Below are 15,144 nucleotides of genomic sequence, written 5' to 3' on the forward strand. Positions count from 1 at the left end.
TTAATCCTCTTGCGGGTAGGTGGCCTTCACGAAGTAGAGACCTTCGGGCGGCGCATTCAGGCCAAGGGCCGCCCGGTCTTTCGCTTCCAACGCATGGGCAAGCTGATCTATCCCCCAGGTGCCCTGGCCCACCAGTGACAGGCACCCCACCATGGATCGCACCTGATGATGCAGGAAACTGCGCGCGGCGGCGCGAATGATGATTGCGTCGCCCTCCCGGCTGACGTCCAGCCGGTCCAGCGTCTTAACCGGGCTGGCGGATTGGCAATGCGCGCTGCGGAAGGTGGTGAAATCATGGTTTCCCACCAGCGCCTGCGCCGCTTCATGCATGGCATCTGCATCCAGCGGGCGCGCGATATGCCAGGCGCGGCCCTTTTCCAGCGTCAGCGGAGCGCGGCGGTTGCGGATGCGATATTCGTAGGATCGGCCAATGCAGGAGAAGCGCGCATGCCAATCGTCGGGCTTTATCTCGCAGCCGATGATGGCCACGGGATCGGGCCGCAATTTGGCGTTCAGCGCCTGCAACAGGCGAAACGGCTCGAACGGTTTTTCGATATCCAGATGGCAGCGCATGGCAAGGGCGTGCACGCCGCTGTCAGTGCGCCCGGCGCTGTGCAGCGTTACGGTTTCGCCGGTCACGGCGTGAGCCGCTTCCTCAATGCATTGCTGCACGCTGGGTCCGTCCGCCTGGCGTTGCAGGCCGAAGAACGGCGCGCCGTCGAATTCCACGGTGAGGGCGAAGCGGGTCACGTGATCTGCGCGCCCGGTGTCACGGCATTGCCGCGCAGGAAATCGTCCAGTGACATGGCGGGCTTGCCTGCGCGTTGCAATTTTAAAGGCCGCAGCGCGCCGCTTCCGCAGGCGATGGTCAGCCGGTCATCAAGTATCGTGCCTGCCGCACCATCGGCGTCTGCAAGTTCGGCACGCAGCAATTTGATCCGCTCTCCATCCAGTTCGAACCAGCTGCCGGGGAAGGGTGCAAAGGCGCGCACTTCGCGCTCCAGCATCGCGGCAGGCTTCGTGAAATCCAGCTTCGCCTCCGCCTTGCTGATCTTGGGCGCATAAGTGGCAAGCGCCTCGTCCTGCGGCTCGGCCTGCAGCGTGTCGATCTGCGACAGGGCCTCCACAATCAGGCTTGCCCCAAGCGCGGCCAGTTCATCGTGCAGTTCGCCCGTGGTCTTGTGATCGACGGGCGTCGCGCCTTTCAGCAGCATCGGCCCAGTATCAAGGCCGCGTTCCATGCGCATGATGGTGATGCCGGTCTCGGCGTCGCCTGCCTGTATCGCGCGGTGGATGGGCGCCGCACCGCGCCAGCGCGGCAGCAGGGAACCGTGCACGTTCAGGCAGCCGTGCTTCGGCGCATCCAGCACCGCTTGCGGCAGCAGCAGACCATAGGCGGCAACCACGGCGGCGTCCGCCTCCAGCGCTGCGAAGGCTTGCTGCTCGTCCGCGCCCTTCAGGCTGACGGGATGGCGAACCGCGATACCCAGGGCCTCGGCGCGGACGTGGACGGGGGAGGGGCGCTCCTTCTTACCCCGGCCAGACCGGCTGGGTGGCTGGCTGTATACCGCCACCACATCGTGGCCCGCATCCACCAGCGCATCCAGCGTCGGCACGGCGAAATCGGGCGTTCCCATGAAAATCAGCCGCATTGTCAGCCTTCCTATTCCTTGCGTGCGGCCCTATCTGGCACAGCATGGCATCGCAAGAGATCGAAAACCTCGCTTCTGCATTGGCCCGCCTGCCGGGCCTTGGCCCGCGTTCGGCGCGCAGGGCGGTGCTGTGGCTGGTAAAACACCGCGAAACCGCGCTGGACCAGGTGCTGGATGCACTGGGCACGGTGAAGGAAAAGCTGGTGGAGTGCGACACCTGCGGCAATGTGGACACGCAAAATCCGTGCACGATCTGCGCCGATCCCAAGCGGGACACAAAGTCCATCTGCGTGGTGGAGGATGTGGCGGACCTGTGGGCGCTGGACCGTGCGCGCCTGTTCACCGGCACATTCCACGTGCTGGGCGGGCGACTGTCCGCGCTGGACGGCATCCGGCCCGAAGACCTTGCGATAGACAGCCTGCTGGGCCGCGTGGAAGCGGGCGCGGTGGACGAGGTGGTGCTGGCCATGAACGCCACGCTGGAGGGGCAGACCACCGCCCATTACATTGCAGAGCGGCTGGACGATCACCCCGTCCGCATCACGCAGCTGGCGCATGGCCTGCCCGTGGGCGGAGAGCTGGATTATCTGGACGAAGGTACGCTGGCGCAGGCACTGCGGGCGCGGCGGCCGCTGGGTTGATCAGGAGCTGATTGCAGCTGCGACGTCGGCAATTGAAGGTTCAGACCCTTCGCCCTATATGGCCAGTTATGGCTATTCGCGAAATCCTTGAAGCGCCGGATCCCCGGCTGAAAACCGTGTCGTCTCCTGTCGAGAAATTCGATGACGATCTGAAAACCCTCGTCGATGACATGTTCGAGACGATGTACGATGCCCATGGCATTGGCCTTGCCGCCATCCAGGTGGGCGAACCCCTGCGCCTGCTGGTGATCGATCTGCAGGAAGAGGACCCGGATGCCGATCCCGTTCCTTGCGATCATGATGGCCACAGCCACACGCACCAGCCGATCATCAACGATCCGCGTGTTTACGTGAATCCCGAAATCCTTGATCCTTCCGATGATACGAAGAGCTATCAGGAAGGCTGCCTCTCGGTCCCCGATATCTACGCCGATGTGGAGCGCCCGTCGCGCTGCCGTCTGCGTTGGCAGGATCTGGAGGGGAATACGCATGAGGAAGAGCTGGACGGCATGATGGCCGTGTGCATCCAGCACGAGATGGATCACCTGAACGGCATCCTGTTCATCGATCACCTCTCCCGTTTGAAGCGCAACATGGCGCTGAAGAAGCTGCAAAAGGCGCGCGCCGCCTGATGCGGACGATCAGCTGGAGCCAGGCGAGCGTTGCTGGCCTGCTTTATGCGATGGTGATGTGTGCGTGGGTTTATTACGACCGCGGGCTGGGCTTCGATGCGCTTTCCATCCGGTTCGCCATATATTTCGTGGCCTTCACGGTTGGCTTTCGTTTCCTGATGAACGCGCTGGCGAAGCGGCAATCGGGCCGCGACTAATCCGCATATGAAAAGGGCCGCTCCATTGAAGCGGCCCTTTTGCATTATGTGATCGCTGATCAGGCGGTTGCGGCTTCCACCATGCCCTGCAGCGCCTTGGTACAATCTTCCACCACTTCGCGGCACATGCGCTCGCAACGGTTGCAATGCGGGTTGTCATGCTTGGCGCATTCTTCCGCGCACACCTTGCAGGCGATGATGCAGGCTTCCAGCAGTGACTTGATCACCACCGTATTGCCATGCGTGCGGCGCGCGGCAACGGTGCTGACGGCCTGACAGATGTCGGACGCGTCCGAGCACTTGCGAATGCATTCCGACATGTCGCCGCTTTCGCCATTGCAGGCATCCACGCAGCTGCTGGTGATGGCAGCGCAGTACATCGCGTGCTTCACAGCCTCTGCCAGCGGTTCGTTATAGTCAGCACCCACGGCGGGGTGATCCTGGATCATTTCCTTGATCGACATTGTTATTCTCCAAATCTTCTTTTGTTTATTTCTGGCCCGAAATGCTCTTGGCAGAGGCCATGCCGGGAGCCTTGGACTTGCCGCCGATCTTGTCGCGCACGCCCTTTTCGATCTTCTCTCCGATCGCATCATCGACATTGCGCCAGTATTCGAATGCGCGAACCAGCACCTTTTCCGAAACGCCATCGCTGAGATGGCCAACGACATTCGAGACAAAGCGCTTGCGCTGTTCTTCGTCCATCACGTCATTGATCAGGGCACGTGCCTGGCTCCAGTCGTCGTCATCCTTACGCAAGGTGTAGGCTTCGCGCACCATGTCGCCATCGGCGTAGAAATGGCCGGCATCGCCCACCAGCGATGGGTCTGCCGCCGGTCCGCCGTAGGAATTTGGCGCATATACCGGATCCACCGCATTGGTAACGCGCATGGCACCTGCGCGGGAGTAGGACGAAACTTCCGCATTACGGGCCGAGTTCACCGGGATTTGCTTGTAGTTCACGCCAAGACGATGGCGATGCGCATCGGCATAGGAGAAGCCGCGAGCCAGCAGCATCTTGTCTGGCGATAGGCCAATTCCCGGCACCATGTTGTTCGGCTCGAACGCGAGCTGCTCGATCTGCGTATCCCAATCGACAGGGTTTTCATTCAGCGTCAGCTTGCCGACCTCGATCAACGGGTAATCGGCATGCGGCCATGTCTTGGTGAGATCGAACGGGTTGATGCGATAGGTCTTGGCATCCTCATAGGGCATGATCTGGAACTTCAGCGTCCAGCTGGGGAAATTGCCGTCGGCAATCGCATCAAACAGGTCGCGACGGTGATAATCGCTGTCTTCGCCCGCCTTCTTCACCGCTTCATCCTGCGTCAGATGAGCATTGCCGCTCATCGAGCCGACATCGGTGTGGAAGTGGAACTTCACCCAGAACTTCTCACCCTCGGCATTTTGCAGCATGTAGGTGTGACTGGAATAACCGTTCATCTCACGCCAGTTCTTCGGCACGCCGCGGTCACCCATCAGATATGTCACCTGGTGCGCGCTTTCGGGGCTAAGCGTCCAGAAATCCCACATCATATCATGATCGCGCAGGCCATTGTCGGCGCGGCGCTTCTGGCTGCGGATGAAGTGCTGGAACTTGATGGGATCTCGGATGAAGAAGATCGGCGTGTTGTTGCCGACCATGTCGAAATTGCCATCCTCGGTGTAGAATTTCACCGAGAAACCACGCGGATCGCGCCAGGTATCGGGGCTGCCGCGCTCACCTGCCACGGTGGAAAAGCGCATGGCGACATCGGTCTTTACGCCGGGCTGAAACAGCTTGGCGCTGGTGTATTTGCTGATATCGGCGGTGGTTTCGAAATGGCCGAACGCGCCGGAGCCCTTGGCGTGGGGCTGACGCTCCGGAATACGTTCCCGGTTGAAGTTGGCCATCTGCTCCAGCAGGTAGTGATCGTTCAGGACGATAGGGCCGTCGGGGCCAACCGTCAGCGAATGTTCTTCGCTGGCGATGGGGATGCCTGCGTCGGTGGTGGTGGGGGGAACGGATTGTCCGCTCTTGTTCTTGGCCATGAAAATTGCCTCTCTTTGGGGGTTTGTAGTCATTACGGATGCCTTGGATATCCGGTTCCCCAAATTGCGCCTTGCCGCCGAATTTCCGCGGCCAAACAAAAAGGGCCGCCCCAACGGAGCAGCCCTTTCGGTGTTCGGATAAAGCCAGAGGGTCTTAGAACAATCCCTCGATCTGGCCGTTTTCGTCGAGGTAGATATTCTCCGCGCTCGGCACCTTGGGCAGGCCCGGCATTGTCATGATGCCGCCCGCAATCGCCACGATGAAGCCGGCACCTGCGGACAGGCGAACCTCGTTAATCTCTACCGTGTGATCATCCGGCGCACCAAGCGCCGTCGGGTCGGTAGAGAAGCTGTACTGCGTCTTCGCCATGCATACGGGGTAGTCGGCGTAGCCCATATCTTCCCACTGCTTCAGCTGCTTGCGGATGGCAGGCGAAATGCTCACCTCGCCAGCGCGATAGATTTCCGTGGCAACGGTGGTGATCTTGTCCGCCAGCGGCATGTCGCTGGGGTAGAGCTGATCGAATTCGGGGGCACCGGCATCGGCCTTGGCCGAAACGATCCGCGCCAGCTCTTCCGCGCCTGCGCCGCCTTCGGCCCAGTGCTTGCACACCACGGCGTCGGCGCCGTATTCCTTGGCCATCTCCTCGATCACGGCGATCTCTGCATCGGTGTCGAGATAGAAGTGATTAATGGCGATGGTGGGGGTGATGCCGAACTTTTTCAGGTTCTCGATATGGCGCTTGAGGTTTACCGAACCTGCGCGAACCGCATCGACGTTTTCGCCTTCGGTCAGCTCGTTCTTGGGCACGCCGCCATTCATTTTCAGCGAGCGCACGGTGGCCACCAGCACGATGGCATCGGGCCTCAGGCCAGCCAGGCGGCACTTGATGTCGAGGAATTTCTCCGCGCCAAGGTCAGCACCGAAACCGGCTTCGGTCACCGTGTAGTCGGCCATCTTCAGTGCCGTCTTGGTGGCGATCACCGAGTTACAGCCGTGGGCGATATTGGCGAAGGGGCCGCCATGCAGGAAGGCAGGGCGGTTTTCCAGCGTCTGCACCAGGTTTGGCAGGATGGCGTCCTTCAGCAGCACCGTCATCGCGCTGTCGGCCTTGATGTCGCGGCAGTACACCGGCTCACGCTTGCGGGTGTAGCCGATGATGATGTCGCCCAGCCGCTTCTGCAGATCCTTCAGATCGCTGGCGAGGCACAGAATGGCCATGATTTCGGACGCCACGGTAATGTCGAAACCGCTTTCGCGCGGGAAGCCGTTGGACACGCCGCCTAGCGGGCCGACGATCTGGCGCAGCGCACGATCGTTCATGTCCAGCACGCGCTTCCACGTAATGCGGCGCACGTCGATATCGTTGGGATTGCCCCAATAAACCGAGTTGTCGATCATCGCGGAAAGCAAATTGTGCGCGCTGGTGATAGCGTGGAAATCGCCCGTGAAGTGCAGGTTGATCTCGTCCATCGGCATCACCTGGCTCTTGCCGCCACCAGCGCCGCCGCCCTTCATGCCGAAGCACGGGCCGAGCGATGGCTCGCGCAGGCACAGCATGGTCTTCTTGCCGATGCGATGCAGCGCGTCGGACAGGCCGACGGAAGTCGTGGTTTTGCCTTCGCCCGCAGGCGTGGGGTTGATTGCGGTGACGAGGATCAGCTTGCCGTTGGGATTGTCTGGCAGGGCGGAGGTATCCACCTTGGCCTTGTACTTGCCATAGGGGATCAGAGCATCGTCAGGGATGCCTGCGGCGGAGGCGACTTCGGTGATGGGCTTCAAAGTTGCCTGGCGGGCGATTTCAATATCTGTCGGCATGACGGCGTCCTCTCTAGTCGATGTCGTTTGACGATAATTTCGCAACAGCGAAAATTTCGCAAATCTGAATTAGTAAGCACCGCATACGATTTTTCAGGCCGAGTCCACAAGGTTTTTTCGTAACCGTCAGGGGATGGCCGGGGCTGGGCGCTTGCGGGGAAGGGTGGCGATGGGTAAGTTCGCCTTTCGTTCCGATTTGCTTTGCTGAAGGCTGTTTATGGATCCGATTGTTCTGGTGTTAGTCGTTCTTGCCCTGGTGTTGGGGGGGCTTGGCTATTGGCTGGGCCAGCGCCCTGTTGCCGAGTGGCGGGATCGCCATACGCAGCGCGATATAGAGGCAAAGGAACTGGATGAGAAGTTTCGCCGCGCCGTGATCGATCTGGAAAATGCCACGGTTCGCGCGGATCGCGTGGATGGCCTTGCCGCCCAGATAGAGGTTATTCGGGAGGAGCGCGATACGGCGCGCAACCGTCTCGCCACGCTGGAAGCCGATGCCGCCAATCACGAACGGCAGATCGTGATGATGAAGGAAGCGCGCGAGGAATTGCTGACCCAGTTCCGCGCCGCGGGCAGCGAGGTGTTGAGCAAGGCGCAGGAGAAATTCATCGCCGATGCCGCCGAACGCTTCGGCAATTCGGAAAGGGCGAACAAGGAAGCCGTCGCCAATCTGCTGAAGCCTGTGAATGACAGGCTGGAAAAATACGAACAGCATGTGGGCGCGCTGGAAGCGCAGCGTTCGGATGCGTTTTCCAAGCTTCACCAGCAGATCGAGGGCATGCGGCTGGGCCAGGAAGAGGTGCGCCGCGAAGCGCAGCGGCTGGGAAATTCGCTCACCAATGCGCCCAAGGCGCGCGGCCGCTGGGGCGAACGCGCCTTGCAGAACCTGCTGGAACAATGCGGGCTGGCGCAGCACACCGATTTCCACCTCGAACAATCGATGGATACCGACGAAGGCCGCCTGCGCCCCGATGCCATCGTGAACGTGCCGGGGCAGAAGAAACTGGTGATCGATTCCAAGGTGTCCCTCAACGCATATCAGGCCGCGTTCGAGGCGGATGATGAGGATGAGCGGCAGCGCCATCTGCTGCTGCACGCCAAATCCATGCGCAACCACGTGCAGACGCTGGGCGCGAAAAGCTATCAAAGCCAGTTTGAGGACGCGCCCGATTACGTGGTGATGTTCGTGCCTGGAGAGCACTTCGTCGCCGCCGCGCTGGAGGCTGATCCGGAGCTGTGGGACTTCGCCTTTGAAAAGCGCGTTCTGCTGGCGACACCCACCAACCTTGTCGCCATCGCGCGCACCGTGGCGCAGGTTTGGCGACAGGATGCTCTGGCACAGGAAGCGCAGGAAATCGGGCGCATGGGTGCCGAGCTTTATGACCGTCTGCGCGTTGCGTCCGAACATCTGAAGCGCATGGGCGGCGGGCTGGATACCGCGGTGAACAATTACAACAAGTTCGTCGGCAGTTTTGAACGCAATGTCCTTTCATCCGGCAGGCGTCTGGCGGAAAAGGGTATCGAGATCGGCAAGAAGGAGATCGAGGAGGTCGATCCGGTCGAAAAAATTCCGGCTTATGGATTATCCGATCTTGCGGAACCGAGCGAAGCGTTGCTTATTGATAGGGACGAGAGCGAGGAGGCTTCGTAACACCCCATGAATATTACGCGCGCCCTTGGTGCAACCCTTCCGCTATTGGCTCTGCTATCCGCCTGCGATCGCAGCGATCCGCCGTCTGAGCGGCTTGAGCGCGCGGCGGAGGAACTGGTCTCCGACGTGGATAGCGAGCAATTGCCTGCGCAACAGGCCGACGGGCCGTGGGCACCGCGCAATGAGTGCAACGCGCTGCCGGGCGCGATAGATTTTCAGGCCAGCCTGCAGGCGGCCATCGACACCCGCGATGCCGATGCGCTGGTGGCGCTGGCGGCGGAAGATGTGAAGCTGGATTTTGGCGGCGGTTCGGGCCGGGCGCAATTGCGTGAAAAGCTTGCCGCAGATGATGGCGCGTTCTGGAAGACGCTGGAACAATTGCTCAACCTCGGCTGCGCGGCGGGTGACGAAACCTCCATCACCCTGCCGTGGTATTTCGCGCAGACGATCCCGGTCGATCCCTATATGGGCGCCATTGTTACAGGCGAGGACGTGCCGCTTTACAGCGCACCCGCCGCCGACGCATCCGAACTCGCCACGATTTCGTGGGATGCGGTGGAACGATTGCCCGACGATACGCAGCGCGAAGGCTTCGAACGCGTCGCCTGGACACGGCCCGAAAGCGAAGAGCGCGTGGAAGGCTACATCGCGAAGGACAAGCTGCGTTCCATGATCGACTACCGCCTGATCGCCAATCGCCGCAATGATCGTTGGCGGATTACGGCGCTGGTTGCGGGGGATTGATTTGAGACGGGTCTTGGGTCTGCTTACGACCCGGTTTGGGACATTAGGCCCAACCTTTATTCCATCCCAATGAAGTGGCTCGTTTTCGTCCTACCGCTTGCGCTCCCCGCCTGTTCGAGAGTGGAGAACACATTTGTGGTCGAAGATGAGCAGCGGGCCGTGGTTGCGGCCAACCTACTGCTCTGCAGTGAAGAAACTCCGCTCCGACGCAGCGGCGGGCGGTTCTCGGTTAGCAAGGCTATCGACTGCGAGGGCAGCGGGCGTATCGCGCTTCGCTACGCATCCGGAAGCGAGCATGACTGCGCCATAGACTACGTAACTCCCGGCGCAGTGCAGAGCATCACCTTTCGCGCGACCGAGAAGGGTTGCACGGTGTTTAATCACTTCGTCAGCTTCCCACCCTAAAAGCCGACCTCAGCTTCTCATCGCCTCCAGCACCTCATACCCCAGCACCGCCGCTGCCACGGCCGCGTTTAAACTATCGGCGCGGCCTTTCATCGGCATGGTGACGCGCAGGTCGCACGCCATTTCGTAAGCTTCAGGCAGGCCTTGCGATTCGTTGCCCACCATCACGAAGCTTGGCGCGGCGTATGGCGCACCGCGATAGGGCACGGCATCGCGGAGCGAGGCTGCGACCAGTTGCCCGTCACCGCCGCGCAGCCACGGCAGGAATTCGTCGAACGTAGCGCGCGCCAATTTCTGCGTGAACACCGCGCCCATGCTGGCGCGCACCGCTTCCACGCTGAAAGGGTCAGCGCAGTCGTCGATCAGGATCAGCCCGCCAGCGCCGATCGCATCGCCTGTGCGCAGCATGGTGCCAAGATTGCCCGGATCGCGCAGGGCCTGCGCCACCAGCCAGATTTTCGCCGCCGAACGGTTCAGCGATGCCAGCGACGTATCGAACTCAGCAAAAACGCCCGCCACGCTTTGCGGATTGTCCTTGCCGGTGATCTTGGAAAGAATGTCAGGAGAGGTGACGATCACCTCGCCGCCCGCCGCCGCCACGGTATCCTCCAGCGCGTCGATCAACGGGTGGGGATCACGCCCGGCGGCCATCACCAGCATTTGCGGAACATGGCCGCATTCGCGTGCGTCCGTCAGCAGGCGCAGGCCTTCTGCCAGGAATACGCCTTCGCGCTTGCGGTGTTTCTTCTCGCGCAGGGATCGCAGATATTTGACGGTGGGATTGGAAAAGCCGGTGATCTCGCGCCGGGCGTTGCGCACGGTGGAAGAGGGCATCAGTCCTCCCCGAACTTGCCTTCGACCAGGGCAATCAGCTCTGCCAGCTTGGCGGGCGCATCATCGCCGGCAACGCGGATTTTCACCGTGTCCCCCATCGCCGCGCCCAGCATCATCAGGCCGAGGATCGATCCGCCGGCAGCTTCCTGACCGTCCTTCTCCACGAAAACATGATGGCCATCCATCGCGCTGGCAGCGGTGACGAACTTGGCACTGGCACGGGCGTGAAGGCCGCGTTTGTTGGGGATGACGATGTCCTGACTTACTTCACTCATCGCCGTCTCCTCTTCAGGCGTCCTGACCAAGGAATTCTGACGCAAGGGTGATATAATTGCGTCCCGCCTCCCTTGCGGCGGCGGCGGCTTGGCCCAACGGCAATTCCTTGCGCGCGCCTGCCAGCCTGATCAGCATGGGCAGGTTAATCCCGGCCAGCACTTCCGTGCGGCCCGATTGTAGCAGTGAAATAGCCAGATTTGATGGGGTGCCGCCAAACAGATCCGTCAGCAGGATCGCGCCGGAGCCTGTGTCCACCTTCTCGATCGCGTCGGCAATTTCCTGCCGGCGATCTTCCATGTCGTCATTGGGGCCGATGCAGATCGTGGCGATTGCATCCTGCTGCCCAACGACGTGTTCCATGGCGGAAACGAATTCCTCGGCCAGGCGGCCGTGGGTGACGAGAATCAGTCCGATCATGAAACTAAGATGCTCTTTGCGCTGTTAACGGTTGCTGTGGAAGTTGCGGCAATCGTCACGGCTGCTGGCTTCCCTCCACCAGATCTTCCGCGCGCGATTGCAGGTTGCGATGCAGCACGGTGGGCGAAAAGCCGCCCTGGCGCAACTCCTGCGCCATCTTCTCCGCCGTGTAAACAGAACGGTGCCTTCCGCCTGTGCATCCGAACGCGATATTCACGTAGGCCTTGCCCTGTTCGGCATAATGGGGAAGCAGTTCCAGCAGAAGGCTGCGGATCTTGTCGAAGCTGGAGGCGAACACGGCGCTGCGTTCGATGAATTCGCCAACGCCTGTGTCCAGCCCGGTCTGTTCGCGCAGCCCTGCCTCCCAATGCGGATTGTCCAGATAGCGCATGTCGAACACCAGATCGGCGGTGGGCGGCTTGCCACGTGCAAAACCGAAGCTGGAGACAGTAACAGTCATCTGCTGCGGCGCGGTTTGCTGGAACTGGTCGCGAATCGTTTGCTTCAGGTCATTCGTGGAAAAATCGCTGGTATCGATCAGCACATCTGCCCAGCGGCGCAGCGGGGCCAGCAATTCACGCTCTGCCGAAATGCCGGATGCCGCCGGAAGATCGCCAGCGAGGAAATGGCGGCGGCGCGTTTCGTTAAATCGCCGCTCCAGCTCGCCCCCGGCGCAATCCAGAAACAGCGTGGTGATGGAGAGATTATCGTTATCTACCCAGTCCTTAACCCGCTCTATGATCTCGGCCGGCACAAAGCCGCGGGTGCGGCAATCGAAGCCGATGGCCAGCGAGTGATTGGCATGGTCGGTGCCCACCAGCCGATCCAGCAGGCGGATGGGGAAGTTGTCGATCGACTCCCAGCCCAGATCCTCCAGCTCGCGCAGGGCCGTGGTCTTGCCCGCGCCCAGCATGCCGGTGACAAGCAGGATGTGTTGCGGCGGGGATGCCGCTGTCGTTTGCAAACTCTCTTGTGCCATTTGGGCCTGATGTGCGTTTTAGTTACAGTTGTGAAGACTGGACTTCAGTCCAGCCCGTGCATTTCCAGCGCGGCCTCTGCCCTGATCGCAAGATAGGGCGTATCAGGATAAAGCTCAACAAGTGGAACCTCGCGCCCCAAAAGCAGCGATGTCTTATGGCCCAGCGGCAGGCGTTCGGCATCCTTCGTCAGCTTCAGCACGATGGCGACGGGCGCCCGTGCGGTGGGCACTTCCAGCAGGCCGACATTGCGAATTTCTATCAGGCCTCGCGTATTGGGCGGGGGCGTTGCCACCACCAGTTCGCCAACCTGATCAAGCGTTACGCCATCATCTCCGATCAGTTCTGCCCCGCGATCCATCAGGGCCAGCGCCAGGCTGGATTTGCCGATGCCGGACGGCCCGCTGATCATCATCGCGCGCCCGCGCATCGCCACGCAGGTGACATTTGCAATGACCGCGCTCATGCCAGCGCGCTCATGCTCCGGGCAGTTCCAGTGCGAGGCATGCCCCGCAAAGATCGCCGGTCGTCTCCACCACGCTCAGCGTGCCGTCATGCGCCTCTGCAATGGTGCGGCCGATGGCCAGGCCAAGGCCGGAGTGATTGCCATATTCCTCTCCCTCTGGCCGGTGGGAATGGAAGCGGCGGAACACCTTCTCCCGCTCCGCTTCCGGAATGCCGGGCCCTTCGTCGCATACGGTTGCGCTGACGCGATCATTTTCGCGCGCAATCGTCACGTTGATCCGGCCACCTTCGGGGGAGAATGACACGGCATTGTCGATCAGGTTCTCGGCAATCCGTTCCAGCCGGATGGGAACGCCCATCACCACGTCGCTGGTGGTGGTGATGTCTATCGTGATGGTGCAGCTGCGGTTTTCGCTCCGCTCCAGCTTGCGCGCCACCACGTTGGAAAAAAGCTGCCCCAGTTCCACAGCCTCGAACACGGCGCGGCTGAGTTCTGCATCGATGCGGCTGGCTTCCGATATTTCCGACACCAGTCGATCGATGCGCCGCACATCATGCGCGGCAATGTCCACCAGCTGGCTGCGCAATTTGGGATCGTCCACCTTGGGCAGCGATTCGGTGGCGCTGCGCAGCGATGCCAGCGGGTTCTTGATCTCATGCGCGACATCGGCGGCAAAGGCTTCGACGGCATCAATCCGGTGGCGCAGGGTTGCCGTCATGTCAGATACCGCACGCGCCAGCAGGCCGATTTCATCGGCGCGTGCATCCATGCGGGGCACCTCCACCTCGCGCTCTCGCCCCAGCCGCACCAGCGATGTGGCGCGCACAAGGCGGCGCAGCGGCTCTATGATGGTGTTGGCCAGATAGAGGGACAGGATGGTGGACACTACCAGAGCCAGAAGGATGATCGTCATCAGGCTGCTGCGCGCGTTGCGAACGGCCTGCGTGATATCCGTGGCGTTGCGCGTGGTCAGCAGGCTGGCGCCGTTAATGCCCACAGGCGCGGCTGCATTGATGACAGGCGTGTTATCCGGCGCGCGGCGCAGTTCGATCTGCGTCAGCCCCTGCTGGCGAACACGCGCCAGTTCCGGCCAGTTGTCGGCCTGCGTTTCCTCAGGCTCTATATAAGGCGGGGGGGAGGGTGCGCGCACGGCGAAGTTCAGCGCATTATCTGTCCACCGCGCCATGTCCTCCAGAAACGGTTCTGCCACCGGATCATCGAAGGTGAAGGAAGGTTCGTCCAGATCGAAGCTGTCCGCAATCAGCGTGCCGGCGCTGTCATACATGCGCAGCCGCATGCGCTGTTCACGGCCGATCTGGCTTAGCAGCGCTTCCTGCCTTGCGGAAGTTGCACCGGCCAGCGCCTCCGCCGTGATCTGCGCTTCGATGCGGGCCAGCTTGAAACGCTCGTCCAGCAATTGGCGGCGATAGGAATCGAGGAAGAACAGGCTGCCTGCCAGCACCAGCAGGGGGATCAGGTTTACCGCAAGGATGCGCGCCGTAAGGGAGCTGCCGATGGGGAAGGCGAGCCGTTCCAAGCGGCTGGCCTGCAGCGCATCGCGTGCGCTTTCATCAGCCATCGGTGAAACTATAACCGGCGCCGTACAGCGTTTCGATCGCGCCGAACTGCCCGTCCACCGCACGGAATTTGCGGCGCAGGCGCTTTATGTGCGAATCGACCGTGCGATCATCGACGAAAATATCGTCAGGATAGGCGGCATCCATCAGCTGGTTGCGGCTCTTGATCACGCCGGGGCGAATGGCCAGCGCTTCCAGGATCAGGAATTCGGTCACCGTCAGGCTGACCGGTTTGCCGTCCCAGGTAACCTGGTGGCGCGCCGGGTCCATCGCCAGCCGCCCGCGCGCGATCACCTCATTATTGCCGGTGGGCATGGGGGTGGCCCCTTCCGCCGTTTCAGGCAGAGGCGCGGCGCGGCGCAGGATCGTGCGGATGCGCGCCAGCAGCAGGCGCTGGCTGAAGGGTTTGGCGATGTAATCGTCCGCGCCCATGGCAAGGCCGGCCTCTTCATCCTCTTCCTGATCCTTGCTGGTCAGAAAGATCACCGGCAGGTCTGACGATTCGCGCAGTTTCTGCAACAATTCCATGCCATCCATGCGCGGCATCTTGATATCGAACACGGCCAGATCAGGCGGATTTTGTTCCAGCGCTGCAAGCGCAGCTTCACCATCGGAATACACGCGCGTGGCGTATCCTTCCGCCTGCAGGGCGATGGACAGGGTGGTAAGAATGTTGCGATCGTCATCCACCAGGGCGATGGTGCGCTGGCTGTCTGCCGCAGAATTCAAAGGCTCGGCGGTGTTATCGTGGCTGGCTTGGGTCATGCGTTTCCTTGATCACGATTGAAGTAATCGTTCGAAAGCAAAGTGACAACACAGGCGCGTTAC

Annotated in this window: 17 protein-coding genes; 5 read left to right on the plus strand and 12 right to left on the minus strand. The window is 61.3% G+C overall.

Translation table 11 applies throughout. The features are described 5' to 3' along the window. Positions 1-750 carry a tRNA pseudouridine(38-40) synthase TruA gene (gene truA / locus GRF63_RS07295; protein WP_160485256.1) on the minus strand — a complete coding sequence of 250 codons (750 nt, stop codon included), beginning with the start codon at positions 748-750 and terminating at the stop codon, positions 1-3. Further along, positions 747-1,652, minus strand: a complete 906-nt coding sequence (fmt, locus tag GRF63_RS07300; RefSeq protein ID WP_160485257.1) for a methionyl-tRNA formyltransferase — start codon at positions 1,650-1,652, stop codon at positions 747-749. Before fmt ends, truA begins: the two co-directional genes overlap by 4 nt. A 44-nt stretch (positions 1,653-1,696) precedes the next feature. On the opposite strand from fmt, the gene recR reads away from it, so the two are divergent. From recR to GRF63_RS07315, 3 genes are all read left to right on the plus strand, one after another. Beyond that, the gene (gene recR / locus GRF63_RS07305; RefSeq protein WP_160485258.1) at positions 1,697-2,293 is read left to right on the plus strand and encodes a recombination mediator RecR; all 597 of its coding nucleotides are present in this window, start codon (positions 1,697-1,699) and stop codon (positions 2,291-2,293) included. A gap of 68 nt (positions 2,294-2,361) precedes the next feature. Continuing rightward, the gene (locus GRF63_RS07310; RefSeq protein ID WP_160485259.1) at positions 2,362-2,925 is read left to right on the plus strand and encodes a peptide deformylase; all 564 of its coding nucleotides are present in this window, start codon (positions 2,362-2,364) and stop codon (positions 2,923-2,925) included. Beyond that, complete coding sequence (locus tag GRF63_RS07315; RefSeq protein WP_160485260.1) at positions 2,925-3,122, plus strand: hypothetical protein; 198 nt, start codon at positions 2,925-2,927, stop codon at positions 3,120-3,122. Before GRF63_RS07310 ends, GRF63_RS07315 begins: the two co-directional genes overlap by 1 nt. A 59-nt stretch (positions 3,123-3,181) precedes the next feature. Here GRF63_RS07315 and GRF63_RS07320 read toward each other — a convergent pair whose 3' ends face one another. From GRF63_RS07320 to GRF63_RS07330, 3 genes are all read right to left on the minus strand, one after another. Further along, entirely contained in the window at positions 3,182-3,586 is a 405-nt protein-coding gene (locus GRF63_RS07320; protein ID WP_160485261.1) for a four-helix bundle copper-binding protein, read from the minus strand. A gap of 25 nt (positions 3,587-3,611) precedes the next feature. Next, complete coding sequence (locus GRF63_RS07325; protein ID WP_160485262.1) at positions 3,612-5,153, minus strand: catalase; 1,542 nt, start codon at positions 5,151-5,153, stop codon at positions 3,612-3,614. Positions 5,154-5,307: 154 nt separating this feature from the next. Next, positions 5,308-6,972, minus strand: coding sequence for a formate--tetrahydrofolate ligase (locus tag GRF63_RS07330; protein WP_160485263.1), 1,665 nt, complete (start codon positions 6,970-6,972; stop codon positions 5,308-5,310). A 217-nt stretch (positions 6,973-7,189) separates the two neighbouring features. Here GRF63_RS07330 and GRF63_RS07335 point away from each other — a divergent pair, with 217 nt between their 5' ends. Then, positions 7,190-8,620 (plus strand): DNA recombination protein RmuC, encoded by a 1,431-nt coding sequence (locus GRF63_RS07335; RefSeq protein WP_160485264.1) that lies wholly within the window; start codon positions 7,190-7,192, stop codon positions 8,618-8,620. Positions 8,621-8,626: 6 nt separating this feature from the next. Then, on the plus strand, positions 8,627-9,364 hold the full coding sequence (locus GRF63_RS07340; protein ID WP_160485265.1) for a hypothetical protein: 738 nt from the start codon (positions 8,627-8,629) through the stop codon (positions 9,362-9,364). 414 nt (positions 9,365-9,778) lie between these two features. Here the strand turns inward: GRF63_RS07340 and GRF63_RS07345 are convergent, their stop codons facing one another. From GRF63_RS07345 to GRF63_RS07375, 7 genes are read right to left on the minus strand one after another with little or no spacing between them, the layout of a single operon-like run. Further along, positions 9,779-10,603 (minus strand): TrmH family RNA methyltransferase, encoded by an 825-nt coding sequence (locus tag GRF63_RS07345; RefSeq protein WP_160485266.1) that lies wholly within the window; start codon positions 10,601-10,603, stop codon positions 9,779-9,781. After that, positions 10,603-10,878 (minus strand): HPr family phosphocarrier protein, encoded by a 276-nt coding sequence (locus GRF63_RS07350; protein WP_160485267.1) that lies wholly within the window; start codon positions 10,876-10,878, stop codon positions 10,603-10,605. Before GRF63_RS07350 ends, GRF63_RS07345 begins: the two co-directional genes overlap by 1 nt. A gap of 13 nt (positions 10,879-10,891) precedes the next feature. Further along, positions 10,892-11,296: a PTS sugar transporter subunit IIA gene (locus GRF63_RS07355; RefSeq protein WP_160485268.1), complete on the minus strand. Its 405-nt coding sequence runs from the start codon at positions 11,294-11,296 to the stop codon at positions 10,892-10,894. 55 nt (positions 11,297-11,351) lie between these two features. Continuing rightward, positions 11,352-12,275, minus strand: coding sequence for an RNase adapter RapZ (rapZ, locus tag GRF63_RS07360; protein WP_160485269.1), 924 nt, complete (start codon positions 12,273-12,275; stop codon positions 11,352-11,354). A gap of 44 nt (positions 12,276-12,319) precedes the next feature. Next, the gene (locus GRF63_RS07365; RefSeq protein ID WP_160485270.1) at positions 12,320-12,739 is read right to left on the minus strand and encodes an HPr kinase/phosphorylase; all 420 of its coding nucleotides are present in this window, start codon (positions 12,737-12,739) and stop codon (positions 12,320-12,322) included. A gap of 10 nt (positions 12,740-12,749) precedes the next feature. Beyond that, complete coding sequence (locus tag GRF63_RS07370) at positions 12,750-14,318, minus strand: stimulus-sensing domain-containing protein (protein WP_160485271.1); 1,569 nt, start codon at positions 14,316-14,318, stop codon at positions 12,750-12,752. Then, positions 14,311-15,081, minus strand: a complete 771-nt coding sequence (locus tag GRF63_RS07375; protein ID WP_160485272.1) for a response regulator transcription factor — start codon at positions 15,079-15,081, stop codon at positions 14,311-14,313. The genes GRF63_RS07370 and GRF63_RS07375 overlap by 8 nt, the downstream gene beginning before the upstream one ends. Between the last annotated feature and the right edge of the window lie 63 nt (positions 15,082-15,144).

This window comes from Aurantiacibacter rhizosphaerae (genome assembly GCF_009807005.1).
Classification (GTDB): Bacteria; Pseudomonadota; Alphaproteobacteria; order Sphingomonadales; family Sphingomonadaceae; genus Alteraurantiacibacter; species Alteraurantiacibacter rhizosphaerae.

Bases quoted from the DNA above. Each gene is read 5' to 3' on its own strand.
- GRF63_RS07315 (WP_160485260.1), top strand. From the start codon at position 2,925: ATGCGGACGATCAGCTGGAGCCAGGCGAGCGTTGCTGGCCTGCTTTAT.
- GRF63_RS07375 (WP_160485272.1), bottom strand. From the start codon at position 15,081: ATGACCCAAGCCAGCCACGATAACACCGCCGAGCCTTTGAATTCTGCG.
- GRF63_RS07325 (WP_160485262.1), bottom strand. From the start codon at position 5,153: ATGGCCAAGAACAAGAGCGGACAATCCGTTCCCCCCACCACCACCGAC.
- GRF63_RS07365 (WP_160485270.1), bottom strand. From the start codon at position 12,739: ATGAGCGCGGTCATTGCAAATGTCACCTGCGTGGCGATGCGCGGGCGC.
- GRF63_RS07345 (WP_160485266.1), bottom strand. From the start codon at position 10,603: ATGCCCTCTTCCACCGTGCGCAACGCCCGGCGCGAGATCACCGGCTTT.
- fmt (WP_160485257.1), bottom strand. From the start codon at position 1,652: ATGCGGCTGATTTTCATGGGAACGCCCGATTTCGCCGTGCCGACGCTG.
- GRF63_RS07335 (WP_160485264.1), top strand. From the start codon at position 7,190: ATGGATCCGATTGTTCTGGTGTTAGTCGTTCTTGCCCTGGTGTTGGGG.
- GRF63_RS07320 (WP_160485261.1), bottom strand. From the start codon at position 3,586: ATGTCGATCAAGGAAATGATCCAGGATCACCCCGCCGTGGGTGCTGAC.
- GRF63_RS07340 (WP_160485265.1), top strand. From the start codon at position 8,627: ATGAATATTACGCGCGCCCTTGGTGCAACCCTTCCGCTATTGGCTCTG.
- GRF63_RS07310 (WP_160485259.1), top strand. From the start codon at position 2,362: ATGGCTATTCGCGAAATCCTTGAAGCGCCGGATCCCCGGCTGAAAACC.
- recR (WP_160485258.1), top strand. From the start codon at position 1,697: ATGGCATCGCAAGAGATCGAAAACCTCGCTTCTGCATTGGCCCGCCTG.
- GRF63_RS07355 (WP_160485268.1), bottom strand. From the start codon at position 11,296: ATGATCGGACTGATTCTCGTCACCCACGGCCGCCTGGCCGAGGAATTC.
- GRF63_RS07330 (WP_160485263.1), bottom strand. From the start codon at position 6,972: ATGCCGACAGATATTGAAATCGCCCGCCAGGCAACTTTGAAGCCCATC.
- rapZ (WP_160485269.1), bottom strand. From the start codon at position 12,275: ATGGCACAAGAGAGTTTGCAAACGACAGCGGCATCCCCGCCGCAACAC.
- GRF63_RS07350 (WP_160485267.1), bottom strand. From the start codon at position 10,878: ATGAGTGAAGTAAGTCAGGACATCGTCATCCCCAACAAACGCGGCCTT.
- GRF63_RS07370 (WP_160485271.1), bottom strand. From the start codon at position 14,318: ATGGCTGATGAAAGCGCACGCGATGCGCTGCAGGCCAGCCGCTTGGAA.